This window comes from Streptomyces sp. NPDC059224 (assembly GCF_042754285.1).
GTDB lineage: Bacteria > Actinomycetota > Actinomycetes > Streptomycetales > Streptomycetaceae > Streptomyces.
In genome coordinates this window covers 53,514-73,247 of the sequence record NZ_JBHZAN010000016.1, presented here as the reverse complement: position 1 = coordinate 73,247, position 19,734 = coordinate 53,514, and the positions used below count along the sequence as shown (strand labels likewise).

Below are 19,734 nucleotides of genomic sequence, written 5' to 3'. Positions count from 1 at the left end.
CGGCTTTGCCGAAACTGCAATACGACCATGACGACGGACGACGTTCTCGCCGGGGTGGGCCCCCGGCTGCGCCGGCTCCGCAAGGAGCGTGAGGTCACCCTCGCCGCTCTCTCGGAGACCACCGGCATCTCGGTCAGCACCCTCTCCCGGCTGGAGGCGGGGCTGCGCAAGCCCAGCCTGGAACTGCTGCTGCCGATCGCACAGGCCCACCAGGTGCCCCTGGACGAACTGGTCGGCGCACCGCCGGTGGGGGACCCCCGGGTGCGCGCCAAGCCGATGGAGCGGCACGGCCGGACCTTCTGGCCGCTGACCCGGCAGCCCGGCGGCCTGCAGGCCTTCAAGGTGGTCGAACCGAAGCGGAAGGACGAACCCGAGCCGCGCACCCACGAGGGCTACGAGTGGTTGTACGTGCTGTCCGGCAAGCTGCGGCTGGTGCTCGGCGAGCACGACGTCGTGCTGGCTCCGGGGGAGGCGGCCGAGTTCGACACCCGGGTGCCGCACTGGTTCGGGTCGACGGGGGAGGGGCCGGTGGAGTTCCTCAGCCTGTTCGGGCCGCAGGGGGAGCGGATGCACGTACGGGCACGGCCGAGAACGGCGACGTGACGCGTCCGCTGGGCCGCCGGCTGTTCCCTCGGTGGCAAGCGACCGCTTAGTATGCGGGTGACCCCGACGAAGCAGTCTGTGGAGGCACCGCATGCAGGCATGGCAAGTGCACGAGAACGGCGAGCCGAGCGAGGTGATGCGGCTGACGGAGGTGGAGCGGCCCACTCCCGGCGACGGCCAGGTCCTGCTCAAGGTGCGTGCGGCCAACATCAACTTCCCCGATGTGCTGATGTGCCGGGGCCAGTACCAGGTGCGCCCGCCACTGCCGTTCACACCCGGCGTGGAGATCTGCGGCGAGACCGAGGACGGACGCCGGGTGATCGCCAACCCCGTGCTGCCGTACGGCGGCTTCGCCGAGTACGCGGTCGCGGACGCCGCCGCCCTGCTGCCCGCGCCGGACGCGCTGGACGACGCCGAGACCGCCGCCCTGCACATCGGGTACCAGACGGGCTGGTTCGGCCTGCACCGCCGGGCCGGACTCCAGGCCGGCGAGACGCTGCTCGTGCACGCCGCCGCCGGCGGGGTCGGCAGCGCGGCCGTACAGCTCGGCAAGGCCGCCGGCGCGACCGTGATCGGCGTGGTCGGCGGTGCCGGCAAGGCCGCCGTCGCCCGCGAGCTGGGCTGTGACGTCGTCATCGACCGGCGTGCCGAGGACGTGGTGGGCGCCGTGAAGGAGGCCACCGGCGGCCGGGGCGCCGACGTGATCTACGACCCGGTCGGCGGCGAGGCGTACACCCAGTCGGCCAAGACCGTCGCCTTCGAGGGCCGGATCGTGGTCGTCGGCTTCGCGAGCGGCACCATCCCGAGCCCGGCGCTCAACCACGCCCTGGTGAAGAACTACTCGATCCTGGGCCTGCACTGGGGGCTGTACGCCACCAAGAACCCCAAGCTGATCCTGCACTGTCACGAGCGGCTCACCGAACTGGCCGCGAGCGGTGCCATCAAGCCGCTGGTCAGCGAGCGGGTGCCGCTGTCCGAGGCCGCGGGGGCCGTGCAGCGGCTCGGCGACGGTGTCACCACCGGCCGGGTCACCGTCGTACCGAAGGGAGCCGGGGCATGACCGACGCCGCCGAACTCACCCGCCGCACAGCCGAGTTGCTGGCCGCCCACCCGCCCGCCACCACCGACAGGCTGGATTTCCTCAAGGCCCGCTTCGACGCCGGACTCGCCTGGGTGCACTACCCGCAGGGCCTCGGCGGTCTGGGCGCCCCGCGCTCCCTCCAGGCCGTCGTGGACGCCGCGCTGGAGGCCGCCGGCGCCCCCGACAACGACGCGCGCCGCAACGGCATCGGACTCGGCATGGCCGCGCCGACCGTCCTCAAGTACGGCACGGAGGAGCAGAAGCAGCGCTACCTGCGACCGCTGTGGACCGGCGAGGAGGTCTGGTGCCAGCTGTTCAGCGAGCCGGGCGCCGGCTCCGACCTGGCCGCGCTCGGCACCCGCGCGGTGCGGGAGGGTGACCTGTGGGTCGTCAACGGGCAGAAGGTGTGGACCTCCGGCGCGCACAACTCCCGCTGGGCCATCCTCATCGCCCGCACCGATCCGGACGTGCCCAAGCACGCCGGAATCACCTACTTCATCTGCGACATGACCGACCCGGGCGTCGACGTCCGGCCGCTGCGGCAGATCACCGGTGAGGCCGAGTTCAACGAGGTGTTCCTCACCGACGTCCGCATCCCCGACACCCGTCGTCTCGGCGGGACCGGCGACGGCTGGCGGGTCGCGCAGACCACGCTGAACAACGAGCGCGTCGCCATCGGCGGCATGCGGCTGCCCCGCGAGGGCGGCATGATCGGCCCGGTCGTGAAGACCTGGCGCGAACGCCCCGAGCTGCGCACCCACGACCTGCACCAGCGGTTGCTGAAACTGTGGGTCGAGACCGAGGTCGCCCGGCTCACCGCGGAGCGGCTGCGCCAGCAGCTGGTCGCCGGACAGCCCGGCCCCGAGGGCGCCGGAATGAAGCTCGCCTTCGCCCGCCTCAACCAGGAGATCAGTGGCCTGGAGGTCGAACTCCGCGGCGAGGAAGGCCTGTTGTACGACGACTGGACCATGCGCCGGCCCGAACTGGTGGACTTCGTCGGCCGGGACGCCGGCTACCGCTACCTGCGCGCCAAGGGCAACAGTATCGAGGGCGGGACCAGCGAGGTCCTGCTGAACATCGTCGCGGAGCGCGTCCTGGGCCTGCCGTCCGAGCCGCGCACCGACAAGGACGTCGCGTGGAAGGACCTCGCCCGATGACGACACCGCACACCCAGCCCGACCTGCTGTACTCGGAGGAGGAAGAGGCGCTGCGGGCCGCGGTGCGCGACCTGCTGGCCGACCACTGCGACGCGGCGGGCGTCATCGCCCGCACCGAGTCGGACGCACCGCACGACCTGGCCGCCTGGAAAGCCCTCACCGAGGGTATGGGGCTCGCCGGGCTGCTGGTGCCGGAGAAGCAGGGTGGCCAGGGTGCGTCCGCCCGCGAGGCCGCCGTCGTCCTGGAGGAGCTGGGGCGGGCTGTGGCTCCCGTTCCGTATCTGACCAGTGCCGTGGTGGCGACGGAGGCGCTGCTCGCCTGCGGAGACGAGGAACTGCTCGGGAAGCTGGCGTCGGGGCGGACGATCGGCGTGCTGGCGGTGGGGCTGCATGTCGCACCGGACTGCGGCTTCAGGGCCGTACGCGTCCAAGCGAGCCGTCTGCACGGCGAGTTGACCGGGATCGCGGACGCGGTCGCCGCGGACGTGCTGCTGGTGCCGGGGGACGACGGCGGGCTGTACGCGGTCGAGGCGGCCGCGGCACGGATCGCTCCGCAGGTCGCCTTCGACCTGACCCGGCCGCTCGCCACCGTCACCCTCGACGGCGCCGCCGGCCGCCGGGTGGGCGATGCCGGACCCGCCGTCCGGCGCGCCCTGCGGGCCGGGGCCGGGCTGCTGGCCTCCGAGCAGTTCGGAGTCGCCGAATGGTCGTTGACCGAGACCGTGCGGTACCTCAAGGAGCGCAAGCAGTTCAACCGGCCGGTGGGCGGGTTCCAGGCGCTCAAGCACCGGCTGGCGCAGCTGTGGCTGGAGGTGGTCAACCTCCGGGCCGCCGCGCGGGGGGCCGCCGACGCGCTGGCCTCCGGTGAGGACGCCGACGTGCTGGTGGCGGTGGCGCAGGCCTACGCGGGGCCGGTCGCCGTGCACGCCGCCGAGGAGGCGCTGCAGTTGCACGCGGGCATCGGGATGACCTGGGAACATCCGGTCCACCTGTACCTGAAGCGGGCCAAGGCGGATGCGACCGCCTTCGGTACGGCGGGGGCGCACCGGGAAGCCCTGGCAGCACTGGTCGATCTTCAGGTGCCGTGAGTTCCGGTCGCCGACGGCGGGCGCGAGGGGGCTGGTCGCGCGGTTCCCCGCGCCCCCCGGCGGGGCGCCTGAAGTGAACCGCGGACGGCGGTCCAGCCAACTTCGCGCACATACAGGGCAGTCGGGCTCTGTCTGAACGCATACTCCCTTGGGTCCCGCAAGGCCCTACAAGGGAGGCAGAGCACATGGCCCTCACCACCCGTCGCGGAGCCCTCACCACACTCGGTGCCGCCCTCGCCGGAGCCGTCGCGCTGCCCGGCGCGCAGGCCTGGGCGGGCGGCGGCCACCGCGGACCCCGTCCGCTGTGGCGTGCCCACGCCCACAACGACTACGAGCACACCCACCCGCTCTTCGACGCCCTCGGCCATCGCTTCGGCAGCGTCGAGGCCGACATCTTCCTCGTCGGTGACCAGTTGCTCGTCGGTCACACCGAGGACGACCTGGACCCGAGCCGTACGCTGGAGTCCCTCTACCTCGACCCGCTGGCCCGGATCGTGAAGGCGAACCACGGGTCCGTGTACCGGGGCAGGCGCGAGCCGGTACAGCTGCTCATCGACATCAAGACCGAGGGATCGTCGACGTACCTCGAACTCGACCGGCATCTGCGGCGCTACCCGCACCTGTTCACGACGTACGCCCACGGCCGGGTCGTTCCCGGCGCCGTCACCAACGTTGTCTCCGGTGACCGCGCCGCGCGTTCGCCGATGGAGGCACAGACCGTGCGCCGGGCCTTCTACGACGGCCGGCTCACCGACCTCGGCACCCCGGCGCCCGCCTCCTTCGTCCCGCTGATCAGCGACAACTGGACCCTCAACTTCACCTGGCTCGGCGAGGGCGACTTCCCGCGGGCCGAGCGGCAGAAGCTGCGGGCCGTCATCGGCGAGGCGCACGCCAACCGTCAGAAAGTCCGGTTCTGGGCCACTCCGGACGTGGCCGGACCGGCGCGCGACGCACTCTGGAGTGAACTGCTCGCCGCCGGCGCCGACTACTTCAACACCGACGACCTGGCCGGCCTGGAAGCCTTCCTGGACAGCCACCGGCCGTCGTAACACCACCCGATCGGGGGACGTGTCGACGGCACGGGCCTCCCCTCCGCTGCGCCACACTTGCGGCCGAACGCCCCGAAACGGGCGTGGCGGAGGAGGTTCGCGATGGCCGTTTCCATCTCTGTGGTGCTGCTGCTCCTGTTGCTGGCCGTGCTCTTCATGCGCCAGGGCGGGTTGAAGATCTCGCACGCTCTGGTCTGCATGCTGCTCGGGTTCTACCTGGCCAGCACCAGCATGGCGCCCACCATCAGCAGCGGGCTCACCGCGACAGCCGACCTGGTGAGCACCCTGCGCCCCTGAGCCCGGTCCCTGAGCCGGCGGCCGGGTGCCGCCGGCTCGGCGGGTGCCACGGGGTGGCGCGGGGTCACGGGTCAGGGTTTCGAGAAGACCCCGATCCCGTTGGCCACCGCGCGCTCCGGGCTGTCGGTCGGGTGGTTGAGCACGCTCACCGCGCTGTCACCCGGGGTGCGGGCCACCAACGTCGTGGAGCCGCCGCCGTCCAGGCTGAACGCGTCGACCGCACCCAACGCGCGCATCTCGTCGGCCACTTCGGCAATGGTCATGCCGCGGCGATAGGCCACCGCCCCGTCCAGCGCGAGCAGCAGGAGTCGGTGTCCGCCGCTCGTGTAACCCGCGGCGGTGCGGACGGCCGTGGTGGTGTCGTCGAGCCCGGCCGCGGGCACGCCGCCGCGCAGCACCGGATAGCCGCCGACCGCGAAGCGGTACGGGACCTTGGAGGCGGACGCCACCATCTGCTTGCGCAGCGTGACCCGTTCACCCAAGGTGAGTTCGCGCAGCCTGTCCGCCCCGGCCTCCCGGCCCAGCAGGACGGTCGTGCCCGGCGCGATCGTGCCGCTGCCCGGGGTGGCGGCGGTGGCGACGACCTTGCCACCGCGGATCCGCACCTCGTAGGTGTCCGTGCTGCATCCGGCCGCCCGGCTGGTGTCCGAGCCACAGGTGGCGCGCTTGCGGGACGCCGGTCCCCAGGCGGCGGTGTAGGCGCCGACGGAGTCCTGTGCCAGCGCGTACTGGTTGAGCCCGCGCAGCACGAGGCTCCCGTCGCGGGTGCGGACGCTGCCGACCAGTCTCAGCCGGTCCAGCCGGGCCCTGCGGTCCACGCCGACGCCGAGCACGTCGGTGGTGTCGGCGCCCGGCGGCAGCGACGGGCCGAACCGCTGGGCCGTCGGCACCGCCGCCTTCAGCACCCGGCCGTGGGCGATCGCCGGTCCGACGCTCGCGCCGGTCACGTCGACGCCCGGATGCTGGGTCTCGGAGATGTTGAAGAAGTCGCCGTTCACGCCCGCGACCGCGCCCGCCGCGTCGGCCATCGTGGACACCCGCGACCGGGCGGCCACCGAGCCCGCGGTGAGGAGGTCCACCCGGACGTGCGGATCGGTCAGGTCGACGGTCAGCAGATGGGCGTGGACCGTGCCCCTGTGCGCCGGGACGTCGAACTCCCGGTAGGTGACCCCGGACGCGAGCCGTCCGGCGCCCGGCACGGCTGCGGCCGGTGAAGCCCCCGCGAGGGCAGCACCGGCCAGCACGCCGGACGACGTGAGAATCGTGAACAGAGTTCGGGTCGTCGCTGCAAATCGTGTCCGACGATGCGTCACCGCACCCCCTGATGTCTCGTCAAGTGCCTCAGGACTCAGGGAAGTGCAGCAGACGGGAATGACCGGCGGGGCTGCTAGACGTCGACTACGCGAGAACGGGTGAGAAAACGCACCCCCTCGGGTGCCTCCAGTGAGAAACCGCTCCCCCGACCGGGTACCACGTCCACGATCAGCCGGGTGTGGCTCCACGCCTCGTACTGGCTGCGGGACATCCAGAACGTGACCGGCTCCTCGACGCCGTCCACCGCCAGCTCGGCCAGCAGCACGTCCGAGCCGCCGGTACGGAACTCCCCGTCGGGGTAGCACATCGGCGCGCTGCCGTCGCAGCAGCCGCCGGACTGGTGGAACATCAACGGGCCGTGCTCGGCGCGCAGCCGGCGCACCAGCTCGGCGGCCTGCGGGGTGAGCTCGACGCGCGGAGGCGCTGTCTGGTCGTCCATGGTCACCCTCCTGGGGCCGGGTGTCGGGTCCCCTCAGTCTCACCCCTTGTCACCGGCCGGTCCAGAAGCGGTCGTTGACTGCTCGCCGCGCAGTGCGGTGGCCGTGCGGACCCGGGCCGCCCAGCCCGCCGGGAGCAGCGCGCCGAGGACCGCGGTCGCCGCACCGCCCAGGGCGAGGAGGAGCAGTTCATGGCGTCCGGTGGACGTCCAGCACCACCTCGGGCAGGGGCGGCCCGGCGCTGTCGCCCATGGCGGGCATGACCGCGCGGTGCACGGCGAGACCCGGCGGGACCCCCGGCGCCCCGCCCGCCAGCCCCGGCAGCACGACCGAGACGAGCACCAGCGTCACCGTCTGCAGAGGTGCCGTCCCGAGCGCCTTGTGGACGCCGGGGTCCCGGATGCGCTCATGGGTCTCGAGCACGACCCCGCCCAGTACCCCGACTCCGGCCACCGCCAGCAGGATCAGGGTGAGCGCCCTCGTCAGGGTGTCGATCACGGCCGCGCCGTCGCTGCCGTTGACCGTCCTGGCGTCGGTGGCGGTGGCGGTGGCGCCGAGCGGTGCCACCCGCCGGAGACCATGGTGAACCCGCCCCAGGACGCTTCGCCCTCGTAGGCGAACACCGGCGCGCCGCCCGTCATCCCGGTGACCTCGGTCCCGGTCGTGACGCTGCCAGGCCGGCGGCGTCCGGTGCCCTTCCGTGGCGCATGCCTGCCGGGCGCCTGCCGCCGCCGACGTCCGGGCCCGGTCGGCGGTCTCGGCGGCGGACAGTGGCGCGGCCGTCCGTCCGGGGTGCGGCCGGCGTGTGCTCCCGCGCCCCATTGACCTGGGAGCGTCTGCATCCTTAATCTCTGTCTCCATATGTAGATGTCGTGTCTGTGTAAGGACGTTCCCCCATGAGCCAGCCCGTCGTCACCCGCTTCTCCGTGTATCCGGTGGCGGGCCGGGACTCCATGCTGCTCAACCTCTCCGGCGCCCATGCCCCGTACTTCACCCGCAACGTCCTGGTCCTCGAGGACTCCGAGGGGCGGACGGGGCTGGGCGAGGTGCCCGGCGGGGAGGCGATCACCCGGACCCTGCGGGACGCGGAGCCCCTGGTCGTCGGCTCACGGCTGGGTGACCACAAGCGGGTGCTGAGGGCTGTCGGCGAGGCCTTCGGCGGCCGGGACTCGGCCGGCCGCGGCGAGCAGACCTTCGACCTGCGGACCACCGTGCACGCCGTCACCGCCGTCGAGTCCGCCCTCCTCGACCTGCTCGGTCAGCACCTGGAAGTGCCCGTCGCCGCCCTGCTCGGCGACGGCAGACAACGCGACTCGGTGCGCGTCCTCGGCTACCTCTTCTACGTCGGCGACCCCGACCGCACCGACCTGGACTACCTCCGCGAACCCGACGCCGACGTCGCCTGGTACCGCATCCGCCGCGAGGAGGCACTGACCCCGGAGTCGATCGTCCGGCAGGCGGAGGCGGCCTACGACCACTACGGCTTCCGGGACTTCAAGCTCAAGGGCGGGGTCCTGCCCGGCGCCGAGGAGGTCAAGGCCGTACGGGCGCTCAAGGAACGCTTCCCCGGGGCCCGGATCACCCTCGACCCCAACGGTGCCTGGTCGCTGCGGGAAGCCGTCGAACTGTGCCGGCCGCTGCTCGGCACCCTGGCCTACGCCGAGGACCCCTGCGGAGCCGAGGGCGGCTACTCCGGGCGCGAGATCCTCGCCGAGTTCCGCCGGGCCACCGGCCTGCCCACCGCGACCAACATGATCGCCACCGACTGGCGGCAGCTCACCCACGCCCTGGCGCTGCAGTCGGTCTCCATCCCGCTCGCCGACCCGCACTTCTGGACCCTGAGCGGCTCGGTGCGGGTGGCGCAGCTCTGCCACGAGGCGGGGCTGACCTGGGGGTGCCACTCCAACAACCACTTCGACATCTCGCTGGCCATGATGGCGCACTGCGGAGCCGCGGCCCCCGGCGACTACAACGCCCTGGACACGCACTGGATCTGGCAGGAGGGCCGGGAGCGCCTCACCGTCGCACCGCCGAGGATCGTCGACGGCGAGGTCGCCGTCACCGACGCCCCCGGCCTCGGCATCCGGCTCGACCCGGACCGGCTGCTCGCGGCCCACGCCCTCCACGAGGAACTCGGCCTCGGCGCGGGCCGCGACGACGCGACCGGGATGCGTTACCTGGTGGACGGCTGGACCTTCGACGCCAAGCGGCCCAGCCTGGTGCGCTAGCCAAGCGCGGGCCGCCGCTCCGACCGGCCCGACCGGCACGCCGGCGCGTGCGAGGACGAGTCCGGTCGGGACCGGCTCCCCGTCAGGCTCCCCGTACGGCCGACGCCTTCTCGCCGGCGGTGTCTCCCGCCCGGAGCGCCGGCCGCTGCCGCGGGGTACGCAGCAGGACCACCGCGACCAGGGCGGCCAGCAGGCTGAGGCTCCCCGCCGTGATCAGGCACAGCCGCATCCCGTCCAGGAAGGAATCGCTCAGCGCCCCCAGCGCCTGCCCGGTCTGTCCTCCCAGGTCCAGATGGGCGACCGCGCCGAGGCCGTCCGCCTGCGCGACCGGGACGACACGGTCCCGCGTGGCGCCGGTGACCCCCGCGTCGGTGAGGTGCCCGGGCAGTGCGCCGACCGCCCGGGTGGTGAGCAGCGCGCCCAGGACGGCCGGGCCGAGGGCACCGCCGACCTGCCGGAAGGCGTTGTTTCCCGCGGCGGCCATGCCGGCCAGGTGGTGCGGCACGGAGGCCACCGCGGTCGCCGTCATGGGGGTCACGACCAGCCCCATCCCCAGGCCCAGCAGGGCGAGCCGCCAGGCGGCCGAGGCGAAGGAGGTGTCGGCGGCCAGCCCGGTCAGCGCGAACTGGGCGGCGGCGACGAGCAGCAGACCGCCGGTGATCATCCAGCGCGCGGAGATCCGGTGCATCAGCCACCCCGCCGGTCCGCCCACCAGCAGGGACGCCCCGGTGACCATCAGCAGCCGCCAGCAGGCGTCCAGGGTGTCCAGCCGCTGCACCATGCCGAAGTAGAGGCTGAGCACGAAGAAGAACCCGATCAGCGCCAGGAAGCTGATCATCGCCACCAGCGTGGTGGCGGTGAAGGCGGGGCTGCGGAACAGGCTCAGGTCCAGCATCGGGCTGTCGCTGCGCCGTTCCGCGAGGACGAAGGCGACACCGGCGGCCACCGCGGCGAACAGCGCCACCATCACCTTGGCGTCGGTGAACGAGTCCGCGCCGCCCTCGATCACGCCGTAGACCAGGGCGGTGATCGCGAGCGTGGCGGTGAGCTGGCCGGGCCAGTCCAGCCGGCGGCCGTGCGGAGCCCGGGAGTCGGTCAGCCGTCCGGCCGCGACGACGACGGCGATCAGCGCGACCGGAACGGCCGGCAGGTAGATCCATCGCCACGAGAAGTGCGCGACGACCACTCCGGCGATCACCGGTCCGATCGCCAGGGCGGCCATCAGGCAGGTCGCCCATATGCCGATGTACCTACCGCGCTCCCGGTGGTCGGGCACCACGTGACTGATCAGTGCCAGCGTGGTCGGCAGCAGCGCGGCCGCGCCGACACCGGCCAGCGCCTGCCCGGCCCAGACGACCTCGATGGAGTGCGCGCACAGGGCGGTGACCGCGCCCGCCGCCGAGAAGAGCAGCCCGGCCTGGAAGACCTTCTTGCGTCCGTGGACGTCCCCGAAGACTCCCGCGGTCAGGATGAACGCGGCCATCGGCAGCACGAACGCGTCCTGCACCCAGGACAGCTGGGCCGTCGACGCGTTCAGCGCCCCCTGCAGGGCCGGCAGGCTCACGGCGACGGTGGTGACAGGAAGATAGGCGACGAAGACGCCCAGGCAGGCCATGACGATCGTGGCCGCCCGCCGCTCGACCGGCGCGCTCGCCGGTGTCGTGACGTTCACGGAGATACTCCTTCGCGGCGCACCGCACCGCGGTAGCGGCCCCCGGCGAACCCGGCGGCCTGTGTCGAACGGGCGTCCGGGGGGAAACCCGCCGCCACAGCATCCGGTTCCTCCCGCGAAACCGCCAACCATCCCGCGCTCAGGCGGAACAATCCTCCAGATCGCGGCTCGCGCATGGCACACTTCCATCATGATCGACGTCGTGGACAGGAAGATCCTCCGTGCTCTGCAGTGCGCACCCCGGCTGTCCTTCCGCCGGATCGGCGAGGTGGCGGGCGTCTCCGAGCAGACCGCCGCCCGCCGTTACCAGACGCTGCGCCGCAGCGGCGCGCTCCGGGTGGTCGGACTGGTCAACCGGCGGGTGTACGGCGCCGCGGAGTGGGTCGCCCGCATCCGCTGCCGCCCCGACCGGGTCGCCCCGCTCGCCGAGGCACTCGCCCGCCGCCCCGACATCTCCTGGGCCCATCTGGCCTCGGGTGGCACGGAGATCATCTGTGTCATCCGCGCGCCGCTCGACATGCCCCGCGAGGACGTGCTGCTCCGGCAACTGCCGAGGTCCGCCTCCGTCCTGGACGTCAGCGTCGACCTGATCATCCACGACTACGACACCCCGGACGCCTCCGGCTGGACCGGCTACGGCGACAACCTCGACCCCGAGCAGGTCCGGCAGCTGACCTCGCAGCGGCCGGCGCTCACCCCCGGGCCCCCGCTCCCGCCCGCCGAGGAGGACGCCCCGTTGCTGGAGGCCCTGGCCCAGGACGGCCGTACCACCCACACCCACCTCGCCGAACTCACCGGCTGGTCCCTTTCCCGGGTGGCCCGGCGGCTGGAGGCGCTGGAGAGCGCCAGGACCCTCGAATACGAGGTGGAGCTGCTCCCGGAACGGCTCGGTCACCGGCTGCAGGCCATCCTGTGGCTGCGGGTGGCGCCCGTCCGCCTCGAGCGGGTCGGCGCGGAGGCCGCCCGGTACGACGAGGTCCCCTTCGTCGGCGCCATCAGCGGGGAGCACAACCTGATGGTCACCGTGATCGCCCGCGATCCCGAGGACTTCTACCGGTTCCTGACCACCCGGATCGCCGCCACCCCGGGCATCGACGGCTACGGCGTCAGCATCAGCGTCCACCACCTCAAGAAGGCGGCCTCCCTCATCTCCCGGGGCCGGCTGGTGCCCCCTTCCTGACGTGGTCCGCAGGATTGAAACTCCTTGCTTGAGCACGCTATTGTGAGGTGATGAGTGACGAGGCGCCGCTGACCGTCCACGAAGAGCTCCTCTGGCGTGCCCTGATGCGCGTGATCGTGGCGTTGCCGCGCTCGCTGGACGACGATCTGCTGCGGTCCACGGGGCTCACGCTCACCGAGTACGTCGTCCTGATGAACCTCTCCGAGGCCGACAACCAGGAGCTCCGGATGACGGACCTCGCCTCGGCCACCGCCCTGTCGGCGAGCCGCATCACCCGTGTCGTGGACGCGCTGCAGAACCGCGGCCAGGTCGTCAAGCGCCGCTACGAGGGCGACGCCCGCGGCAATGTCGCGACCCTCACCCCGGAGGGGCTCAAGCGTCTCCAGGCCGCCTACCCGGTGCATCTGGCGAGCGCCCGCAAGCGGGTGCTGGATCTCCTCGACGGCAGATCGGTGCCGGCCATGGCCCGGCAGTTCGAAGCGGTGGTGGAGAAGCTCGCCTGACCCCGGCCCCGGTCGGCAGTGGCCGTCGCCTCGTCAGCAGGGGCCGGCACCCGGACGAACACCGCGCCGTCGTCCTGGAACTGACCGGACGCGGGACCGCCGTGGTCGACGCGGCCCGGCGGGAGATCGACCGCTTCACCGCCGAGCTGCGCGCCCTGCTCGGCGCCGACCGCTTCAGCGACACCGCCGCGGCCCTGCACAGCACAGCCTGGCCCACTGGGAAGCCTGAGCCGGGTCACCGGTCACCCCGCGTCCGGCGCGCCTCGGCCACCGCGGGCAGCAGGGACACCACGACGACCACCCCGATCAGCGGCAGCAGGTAGCGGTCGATGTGCGAGACCGACGACCCGAGGGCGAACCCGGCGAGGACGAAGGTCTGCGACCAGAGCACCCCGCCGACGGTCTGCCAGAGGGTGAAGGGCCGCACCGGCACCCCGAGCGCCCCGGCCGCCGGATGCAGCACCGACCGCAGCAGGGGCACGAAGCGGCCGATCACCAGTGCCTTGCCGTACCCGTACCGGGACAGCAGCCGCTCCGCCCGGGCCGCGCCGGCCTTCACCCGTGCACTGGAGGTGCGGGCCAGCAGCGGGCGCCCGCCGTGCCGCCCGATCAGATATCCGACCTGGCCGCCCGCCACCGCCCCGACGGCCGCACAGACCAGCACCTGCCACAGCTCCAGCCGGGGAGCGCGGTCCGCGTTCGCCGCGCACAGCACACCGGCCGGGAAGAGCAGGGTGTCACCCGGCAGGAAGAAGCCGACGACCAGCAGACCCGACTCGGCGAAGATCACCACCAGCACGGCGAGCGCGCCGAAGGCGGCGAGCAACGAGGCACTGTCCGTCGGATTGACGGCGATCACCGTCGTCACCTCCCCGTCCCTTACGCCGGTCGCTTGCCTCAAGTGTCACGTGCCGGCCGCCGGGGCGCTGGCCCGTGACACCCGGGTGCGGTCAGGTCGAGGGGTAGCCGAGCTGGCGCCTCATGTACGGGGTCATGAGCGTCTTCGCCTTGGCCATGGCGGTGGCCCGGGTGCCGAGGACCGCGCTCTCGCCGAGCGGCACGGGCAGCACGGTCACCCCGTCGGCCGGGCCGAAGGGCACGATCAGCGGGGTGCGGCGGACGGCCCGGTAGGCGCGCGACCTCTTGCTGTGCCGCCCCGAACTGCGCAGGTAGGAAAGGATGTTGTGGGCCGCGACCTCGGCCTGGGCGAGCGCGGCGGGGGTGACCTTGAGCTCGCTGACATCGTTCACGTCACCGACCGCGAACACGTCCGGGTGGCCCTCGATGCGGAGCGTCCGGTCGACCCTGACGTGTCCGGTCTCGTTCAGCCAGTCGCCGTGCCCGGCCAGACGCAGCCAGAGCGTGTTGGGCGTGGTGCCGGTCGCCCAGAAGGAGAGATCGGCGGCGAGGACCTCGCCGTGGGCGTCGCGGTAGGTGCCGAAGTCGGCACCGGGCGCCATGAAGGAGTCCAGCCGGACGGTCACGTCGTGGGCGGTCAGCCAGGTCCGGGCCCTGCGGCCGGCCCGGGCGCTGCCCGTGGAGTGCAGCAGTTCCTGCCCGGAGTGCGCGAGGGTGACCCGTGCGTCCGGCCGGGCCAGCCGGATCTCGGCGCTCAGTTCGACACCGGAGGGGCCGCCGCCGACGACCAGGATGTGGTCGGCGGCGGCGATGTTGTGCTGGTGCTCGGCGAAGGCCTTCGCGGCCTCGTCGGGGCTGGAGCCGACGAAGCGGGCCGGTTCGGGGTAGTCCGCGCCGGTGGCGACGACCAGCACGTCGTACGGCAGCCGGTCGCCCGTAGCGAGGGTGACCTGGCGCTCGACGGTGTCGACGCGGACCGCCTTGCCCACCACCACACGGCCGTTGGCCAGCAGCCTGTCGTACGGGATGAAGGGGGCGCCCGTCCACTCCGGGCGGACCCCCGCCCGCAGGGAGGCGATGCGGTGGAAGAAGACCTCCTTGCGGTCCACGAGCGTGACATGTGCCGCCGTGTCGAGCTTTTTCGCCAGTCGTATCCCTGCGTAACCGCCGCCGATCACCACTACGTTGCCGTCCCGCACAGTGATTCTCCTGAGCCAGGTGGGGGGAATGGCGGCGAGCGTAACATTTGAAACATCAAGCGCAGGGCGGGTTCTGTGAGAGTGCTGTAAAGACGCGTGCGGCCCGTGCGGTCGGACTCTCCGGCGCCGTCCGCCCGGCCCGCGGAGCCGCCGTCAGGGGGCGGCCGGCGCGCTCAGCGCAGGTGGGGACGTCGGCCGGCTGTCGTGCAGCCGGCGGGTTACCTCGGTCAGGTCGGCGATGAACATGGCCGCGAGTTCGGCCGTGAACCCGGTGCGTACGACGAGACGCAGCACGGAGACGTCCTGGCAGGGCGCGGGGAAGGTGTACGCCGGCAGGTGCCAGCCGCGGGCGCGCATCGCCTGAGAGACGTCGAAGACCGTCAGGCCCTCGGTGCCGGGCGCCACGCGGAAGGCGAAGGCGGGCAGTTCGGAGCCGTCGGTGACCAGCGTGTAGGGCGCGATGGCCTGGATGCGGGCGGCCAGGGCGCGGGCCGTCGCGCGGTTCTGGGCCGCGAGGTTGCGCAGTCCCTCGAAGCCGTACCGCAGGAAACTGTAGTACTGCGCGACGACATGCGCGCCCGGACGGGAGAAGTTGAGGGTGAAGCTGGGGGAGCAGCCGCCGAGGTAGTCGACCTCGAAGACCAGGTCGTCGGGGAGTGCCTCGGCGTTGCGCCACAGCGCCCAGCCGAGGCCCGGGAAGACGTGCCCGTACTTGTGCCCGGAGGTGTTGATGGAGGCGACGCGTTCCAGCTGGAAGTCCCAGAGCAGCCCGGGGTCGAGGAAGGGGGCCACCATGGCGCCGGACGCGCCGTCCACGTGGACGGGGATGTCGGTGCCGGTGGCGGCCTGGTATCCGTCCAGGGCCAGGCAGATGTCGGAGACGGGCTCGTAGGAGCCGTCGAAGGTGGACCCGAGGACCGTGACGACACCGATCGTGTTGTCGTCGCAGTAGGCGGTGAGCGTGTCCGGCGTGAGGTGGTACCGGCCCGGTTCCATCGGGACGTAACGCGGCTCCACCTCGAAGTAGTTGGCGAACTTCTTCCAGCACACCTGGACGTTCGCGCCCATCACGATGTTCGGGCGGGCGGTGTCCTTGCCCTGGGCCCGCCGGCGGTCCTGCCAGCGGCGCTTGAGCGCCAGGCCGCCGAGCATGGACGCCTCGCTCGAACCGGTGGTGGAGCAGCCGCGGACCTGCTCCGGGAACGGCGCGTGCCAGAGCCGGGCGAGCATCCGTACGCAGCGCTCCTCCATGGCGGTGATCTGCGGGTACTCCGCGCGGTCCGCGAGGTTCTTCTCCGCGGTCTCCGCCATCAACTGCCGTGCCTGCGGTTCCATCCACGTGGTCACGAAGGTCGCGAGGTTGAGCCGCGCGTTGCCGTCGAGCATGAGCTCGTCGCGCACCCGGCGGCCGACCAGGTCGGGCGAGGACGCGTTCGCGGGCAACTCGTCCACCGGCAGGAGCAGATGGTCGGCGGGCGGCAGCGGGAGGTCGGGCTGGGGGAGCGGGGGGGCGGCGGGCGGGTGCGGTTGGCCGACGGGCTGGAGCGGGTGGTCGGCGGACGGACGGGTGGTCGCGGGTTCCGGTTCCGGGTCGGTCTCGGGTCCGGACTCCGGTGCGACGGTCAGGGTGTCGAACTCGGGTGCGGTCATGACGTCGGTATGCGGGATGGGCATGAGTGCCTCGATGCCTTTCTGGTCCGTACGGCCCCGTGCACTCCGAAGCTAGATCGCTTTTCGGTCCGGCATCGGTGTCGATTACACCGATCCAGTGATCGATTTGCGGACTGATGAACTGGATTTTCCCATCCACATACTGGCCGGGCCGGCGGCGTGCCCCCAGAGGTCCGGCGTGGCCGACCGCACCTCCACCGTGAAGTCGCTGAGCAGGAGCCTGGCCGGTGACCGCGGAGTGGCCGTCGTCGCGCCGCCGGTCACCAACGCCTACGCGACCCTCGCCGTCGTCGCCGTGGTCCCCGGAACCGGTCCCGACGCCCAGGCGACCACCGACCTTATGCCCCGGCTGCGCGCGAACGCGCCGACCGTCGGCGAGGAGGGCGGCACCCTCCACATCGTGGGTACGACGGCCGCCGCGATCGACGTCGCGGGCAAACTGCCCGCCGCGCTGCCGCTGTTCGTCGCCATCATCGTGATCCCGGCACTGCTCCTGCTGACCATCGCCTTCCGGTCCCTGCTGGTCCCCGTCAAGGCCGCCCTCGGTTTCCTGCTGTCGGTCGCCGCCTCCCTGGGCGCCACCGTGTGGGTCTTCCAGGAGGGCCACCTCAACGGCGTCCTCGGCATCCCCTCGGCCGGCCCGGTCACCGGCTTCCTGCCGGTCCTGCTCATAGGCGTGCTCTTCGGGCTGGCCATGGACTACGGGGTCTTCCTGGTCAGCCGCATGCGGGAGCACCACGAGCACACCGGTGACGCGGCCGAGGCGGTCACCCAGGGCGTGTCCCGCAGCGGCCGGGTGGTGAGTGCCGCCGCCCTTGTCATGGTCGCGGTATCCGGCGGGTTCGTCTTCAACCACGACCCGATCATCAAGTCCATCGGGTTCGCCCTGGCGTTCGGCGTGCTGGTCGACGCGTTCGTGGTGGGCATGACGCTCGTCCCGGCGGTGACGGCCCTGCTCGGCGGCCGTGCCTGGGGCCTGCCCGGCTGGCTGGACCGCGTCACGCCCGACGTGGACATCGAGGGGGCGAAGCTGCCGCGACCCGCACCGGCGGAGCCGGAGCGCAAGGAGCACGAGGTGGCCGCGGGCTGATCCGCACCGGGGGCGCGCGGCCCGCTCCGGACTCCGGCCCGCGCTGGGGGTGGTCCCGCGCACCGCGCGCGGTCAGTGCTCCGCTCGGTGCCGGGGCCTCGGTGAACGGGCCGTTCAGCACCGCGAGTCGACGCGGGTGACCGCGCGGACCCGGCCCGGTCCGCCCGTGGGCGGTGGGTACCCTGATCGCCGCGCAGGTCATCGCCTTCGGCACGCTCTCCGGTGGAGCCGCCGACGCCGTCCGGACGTCCGGCCCCGCCGTGCTCGCGGGCGGCACTCCTCGCCCGGCGGTGCGCCCGCTCGCCCCGCACGAAAGGCAGAACGTCCGCATGACCCTTCGCTGTGCCGTACTGGACGACTACCAGGGCGCCGCTCTCGCCCTGGCGGACTGGAGCCCCCTCGACGGCCGTGTCGAGGTACGGACGGTCCGCGAGCACATCGCCGACCGGGACAGGCTCGTCGCCGAACTCGCGGACTGCGAGATCGTCGTGATCATGCGCGAGCGCACCCCGTTCGACGCCGGCCTGCTGGAACGGCTGCCCCGGCTGCGGCTGCTGGTGACGACCGGAATGCGCAATGCCTCCGTCGACCTGGCGGCCGCGGCGGCCCGTGGCGTGACGGTCTGCGGTACGGCCAGCAGCCCCACCCCGCCCGTCGAACTGACCTGGGCCCTGCTCCTCGGCCTGGCCCGGAACGTCACGGCCGAGAACCGGTCCCTGCGCGCGGGCGGCCCCTGGCAGTCCACCGTGGGTCAGGATCTCCACGGCCGGACCGTGGGCCTGCTCGGACTCGGCAAGATCGGCACGCGGGTCGCCCGGATCGCCACCGCCTTCGGCATGGAGGTCCTCGCCTGGAGCGAGAACCTCACGGCCGAGCGTGCCGACGACGCGGGCGCGCGACTCGCCCCGAGCAAGGAGGACTTGCTCGGCCGCAGCGACTTCGTCTCCGTCCACCTGGTGCTGTCGGGGCGGACGCGCGGTCTGCTCGGCGAGCGGGAACTGCGTGCCATGCGGCCGCACGCCTACCTGGTCAACACCTCCCGCGCCGGGATCGTCGACGGGCCGGCGCTGCTGCGCGCCCTGCGCGAGAGGTGGATCGCGGGGGCGGGGCTGGACGTCTTCGAGACCGAGCCGCTCCCCGCCGACGACCCCCTGCGGTCCCTGCCGAACGTGCTCGCCACACCGCACCTGGGTTACGTCAGCGAGCGCAACTACCGCACCTTCTACACCCAGGCGGTGGAGGACATCACCGCCTTCCTCGCCGGCGCCCCCGTCCGACAGCTGACGCACGGCGCCGCATGACCGGACCCGAGACCGAGAACACCGCGGAGCTGGTCCACGACCTGCTGCGGGACCAGCATCCGGACCTCGCGGGGCCGGCCGTCCGCGAGGTGGCGGGCGGGTGGGACAACCGGATGCGGCGCCTCGGGGACGAGCCGGCCGTGCGCATGCCGCGGACGGAACAGGCCCCGGACCTCCAGCGCAAGGAGTGCCGGTGGCCGCCCCCGCCGCTCCGGCCCTGCCGCGTCCGGTCCCGGACCCGGTTCGGACCGGTGAACCGTCCGCGCGCCTCCCGAAGCCCTGGACCGTCATGACGTGGGTTCCGGGCGAGCCACTGGACCGCAGCTCGCTCCGCCGCGGCGACCACGTGTCCGGCACCCTGGCGGACTTCCTCCGGGCGCTCCACGTGGCGGCCCCCGCCGCATCGCCGACCGGCGAGGACCGCGGCGGCCCCCAACAGGTGTCCGGACGGCTTCGACCACTTCTGTGGGGGCCCGCCGCTCCGGGTGCACGGCGACCTGCATCCGGCGAACGTGGTCGTCCCGGACGGGACGCTCTCGGGCGTGATCGACTTCGGTGCCCTGTTCGCCGGTGATCCGGCGTGGGACCCCGCGGCCGGGTGGGTGGTCCTTCCCGCGGGCGCCGCCGCCGGGTTCTTCGAGGTGTACGCGCACGCGAACCAGCCGACTGTCCGGCGCGCCCGCGGGCCGGCCGCCATGAAAAGCCTGTTCCTCATGCTCATGGGCCGCAACGGCGACCGGGGCCCGGCCCGGTGGCAGGCCGACGTGGGGACCCCGCCGGCCGGGGCGGCGCCCGACCGTGTGCTCCGGAGCCGGTAGCCATCCCCGCCGGGCCGTGGTCCCGCGCGGATCCGGTGTCACGTTCGCTTGGCACGAATGCGAACATCCGCTTCCGCCCCCGGCGGGCGCGGGTCGGGTGAGGCTTCGGTTCCGGATCCTCGGCACGACAGGGCACAACCCTTGGGCTCGCTCTCCGGTCCAACAGCGCGGCGGCGGGGAACGGACCC

The 19,734-nt window shown here is 72.8% G+C and carries 18 protein-coding genes and 1 pseudogene; 12 read left to right on the top strand and 7 right to left on the bottom strand.

Annotated features, from left to right (window positions below; all coding sequences use genetic code 11):
• The first annotated feature begins 27 nt into the window (after positions 1 to 27).
• The 6 genes from ACFXI4_RS19035 (at position 28) to ACFXI4_RS19010 (ending at position 5,275) form a co-directional block, all read left to right on the top strand.
• A complete protein-coding gene (locus ACFXI4_RS19035) occupies positions 28 to 603 on the top strand; it encodes a helix-turn-helix domain-containing protein (RefSeq protein WP_384992130.1) in 576 nt (191 codons plus the stop codon).
• 91 nt (positions 604 to 694) lie between these two features.
• On the top strand, positions 695 to 1,663 hold the full coding sequence (locus ACFXI4_RS19030) for an NADPH:quinone oxidoreductase family protein (protein ID WP_384992127.1): 969 nt from the start codon (positions 695 to 697) through the stop codon (positions 1,661 to 1,663).
• Positions 1,660 to 2,841, top strand: a complete 1,182-nt coding sequence (locus ACFXI4_RS19025; protein WP_362731691.1) for an acyl-CoA dehydrogenase family protein — start codon at positions 1,660 to 1,662, stop codon at positions 2,839 to 2,841. Before ACFXI4_RS19030 ends, ACFXI4_RS19025 begins: the two co-directional genes overlap by 4 nt.
• The gene (locus tag ACFXI4_RS19020) at positions 2,838 to 3,929 is read left to right on the top strand and encodes an acyl-CoA dehydrogenase family protein (RefSeq protein WP_384992124.1); all 1,092 of its coding nucleotides are present in this window, start codon (positions 2,838 to 2,840) and stop codon (positions 3,927 to 3,929) included. Before ACFXI4_RS19025 ends, ACFXI4_RS19020 begins: the two co-directional genes overlap by 4 nt.
• 185 nt (positions 3,930 to 4,114) lie before the next feature.
• Positions 4,115 to 4,978 carry a phosphatidylinositol-specific phospholipase C/glycerophosphodiester phosphodiesterase family protein gene (locus ACFXI4_RS19015; RefSeq protein WP_384992121.1) on the top strand — a complete coding sequence of 288 codons (864 nt, stop codon included), beginning with the start codon at positions 4,115 to 4,117 and terminating at the stop codon, positions 4,976 to 4,978.
• Between the two features lie 102 nt (positions 4,979 to 5,080).
• Positions 5,081 to 5,275 carry a hypothetical protein gene (locus tag ACFXI4_RS19010; RefSeq protein WP_362733110.1) on the top strand — a complete coding sequence of 65 codons (195 nt, stop codon included), beginning with the start codon at positions 5,081 to 5,083 and terminating at the stop codon, positions 5,273 to 5,275.
• Between the two features lie 71 nt (positions 5,276 to 5,346).
• Here the strand turns inward: ACFXI4_RS19010 and ACFXI4_RS19005 are convergent, their stop codons facing one another.
• The 3 genes from ACFXI4_RS19005 to ACFXI4_RS18995 all read right to left on the bottom strand — a co-directional run bounded on the left by ACFXI4_RS19005 (position 5,347) and on the right by ACFXI4_RS18995 (position 7,593).
• Positions 5,347 to 6,519 (bottom strand): phosphodiester glycosidase family protein, encoded by a 1,173-nt coding sequence (locus ACFXI4_RS19005; protein WP_384992117.1) that lies wholly within the window; start codon positions 6,517 to 6,519, stop codon positions 5,347 to 5,349.
• A 143-nt stretch (positions 6,520 to 6,662) separates the two neighbouring features.
• Complete coding sequence (locus ACFXI4_RS19000; protein WP_362732696.1) at positions 6,663 to 7,028, bottom strand: DUF779 domain-containing protein; 366 nt, start codon at positions 7,026 to 7,028, stop codon at positions 6,663 to 6,665.
• 187 nt (positions 7,029 to 7,215) lie between these two features.
• Positions 7,216 to 7,593, bottom strand: a complete 378-nt coding sequence (locus ACFXI4_RS18995) for an FtsX-like permease family protein (RefSeq protein WP_384992417.1) — start codon at positions 7,591 to 7,593, stop codon at positions 7,216 to 7,218.
• Positions 7,594 to 7,922: 329 nt separating this feature from the next.
• Between ACFXI4_RS18995 and ACFXI4_RS18990 the strand changes: the two genes are divergently transcribed.
• Complete coding sequence (locus ACFXI4_RS18990) at positions 7,923 to 9,254, top strand: enolase C-terminal domain-like protein (protein WP_384992115.1); 1,332 nt, start codon at positions 7,923 to 7,925, stop codon at positions 9,252 to 9,254.
• Positions 9,255 to 9,336: 82 nt separating this feature from the next.
• On the opposite strand, the gene ACFXI4_RS18985 is transcribed toward ACFXI4_RS18990, so the two are convergent.
• Positions 9,337 to 10,926, bottom strand: coding sequence for an MFS transporter (locus ACFXI4_RS18985; RefSeq protein WP_384992112.1), 1,590 nt, complete (start codon positions 10,924 to 10,926; stop codon positions 9,337 to 9,339).
• A gap of 190 nt (positions 10,927 to 11,116) precedes the next feature.
• Between ACFXI4_RS18985 and ACFXI4_RS18980 the strand changes: the two genes are divergently transcribed.
• Both ACFXI4_RS18980 and ACFXI4_RS18975 read left to right on the top strand, forming a co-directional pair.
• On the top strand, positions 11,117 to 12,106 hold the full coding sequence (locus ACFXI4_RS18980; RefSeq protein WP_384992109.1) for an Lrp/AsnC family transcriptional regulator: 990 nt from the start codon (positions 11,117 to 11,119) through the stop codon (positions 12,104 to 12,106).
• 50 nt (positions 12,107 to 12,156) lie between these two features.
• Positions 12,157 to 12,609, top strand: a complete 453-nt coding sequence (locus tag ACFXI4_RS18975) for a MarR family winged helix-turn-helix transcriptional regulator (RefSeq protein WP_384992107.1) — start codon at positions 12,157 to 12,159, stop codon at positions 12,607 to 12,609.
• A gap of 235 nt (positions 12,610 to 12,844) precedes the next feature.
• On the opposite strand, the gene ACFXI4_RS18970 is transcribed toward ACFXI4_RS18975, so the two are convergent.
• The 3 genes from ACFXI4_RS18970 to ACFXI4_RS18960 form a co-directional block, all read right to left on the bottom strand.
• The gene (locus ACFXI4_RS18970; RefSeq protein WP_362727676.1) at positions 12,845 to 13,468 is read right to left on the bottom strand and encodes a DedA family protein; all 624 of its coding nucleotides are present in this window, start codon (positions 13,466 to 13,468) and stop codon (positions 12,845 to 12,847) included.
• Positions 13,469 to 13,559: 91 nt separating this feature from the next.
• Complete coding sequence (locus ACFXI4_RS18965; protein ID WP_384992104.1) at positions 13,560 to 14,666, bottom strand: NAD(P)/FAD-dependent oxidoreductase; 1,107 nt, start codon at positions 14,664 to 14,666, stop codon at positions 13,560 to 13,562.
• Positions 14,667 to 14,819: 153 nt separating this feature from the next.
• Positions 14,820 to 16,340 (bottom strand): glutamate decarboxylase, encoded by a 1,521-nt coding sequence (locus tag ACFXI4_RS18960; protein WP_384992101.1) that lies wholly within the window; start codon positions 16,338 to 16,340, stop codon positions 14,820 to 14,822.
• A 175-nt stretch (positions 16,341 to 16,515) separates the two neighbouring features.
• On the opposite strand from ACFXI4_RS18960, the gene ACFXI4_RS18955 reads away from it, so the two are divergent.
• The 3 genes and pseudogenes from ACFXI4_RS18955 to ACFXI4_RS18945 all read left to right on the top strand — a co-directional run.
• On the top strand, positions 16,516 to 17,427 hold the full coding sequence (locus tag ACFXI4_RS18955) for an MMPL family transporter (protein ID WP_384992098.1): 912 nt from the start codon (positions 16,516 to 16,518) through the stop codon (positions 17,425 to 17,427).
• Positions 17,428 to 17,756: 329 nt separating this feature from the next.
• Complete coding sequence (locus tag ACFXI4_RS18950) at positions 17,757 to 18,728, top strand: D-2-hydroxyacid dehydrogenase family protein (protein WP_384992400.1); 972 nt, start codon at positions 17,757 to 17,759, stop codon at positions 18,726 to 18,728.
• Positions 18,725 to 19,502: pseudogene (locus tag ACFXI4_RS18945) on the top strand (phosphotransferase); the annotation flags it as partial. The gene ACFXI4_RS18950 and the pseudogene ACFXI4_RS18945, both read left to right, overlap by 4 nt.
• Between the last annotated feature and the right edge of the window lie 232 nt (positions 19,503 to 19,734).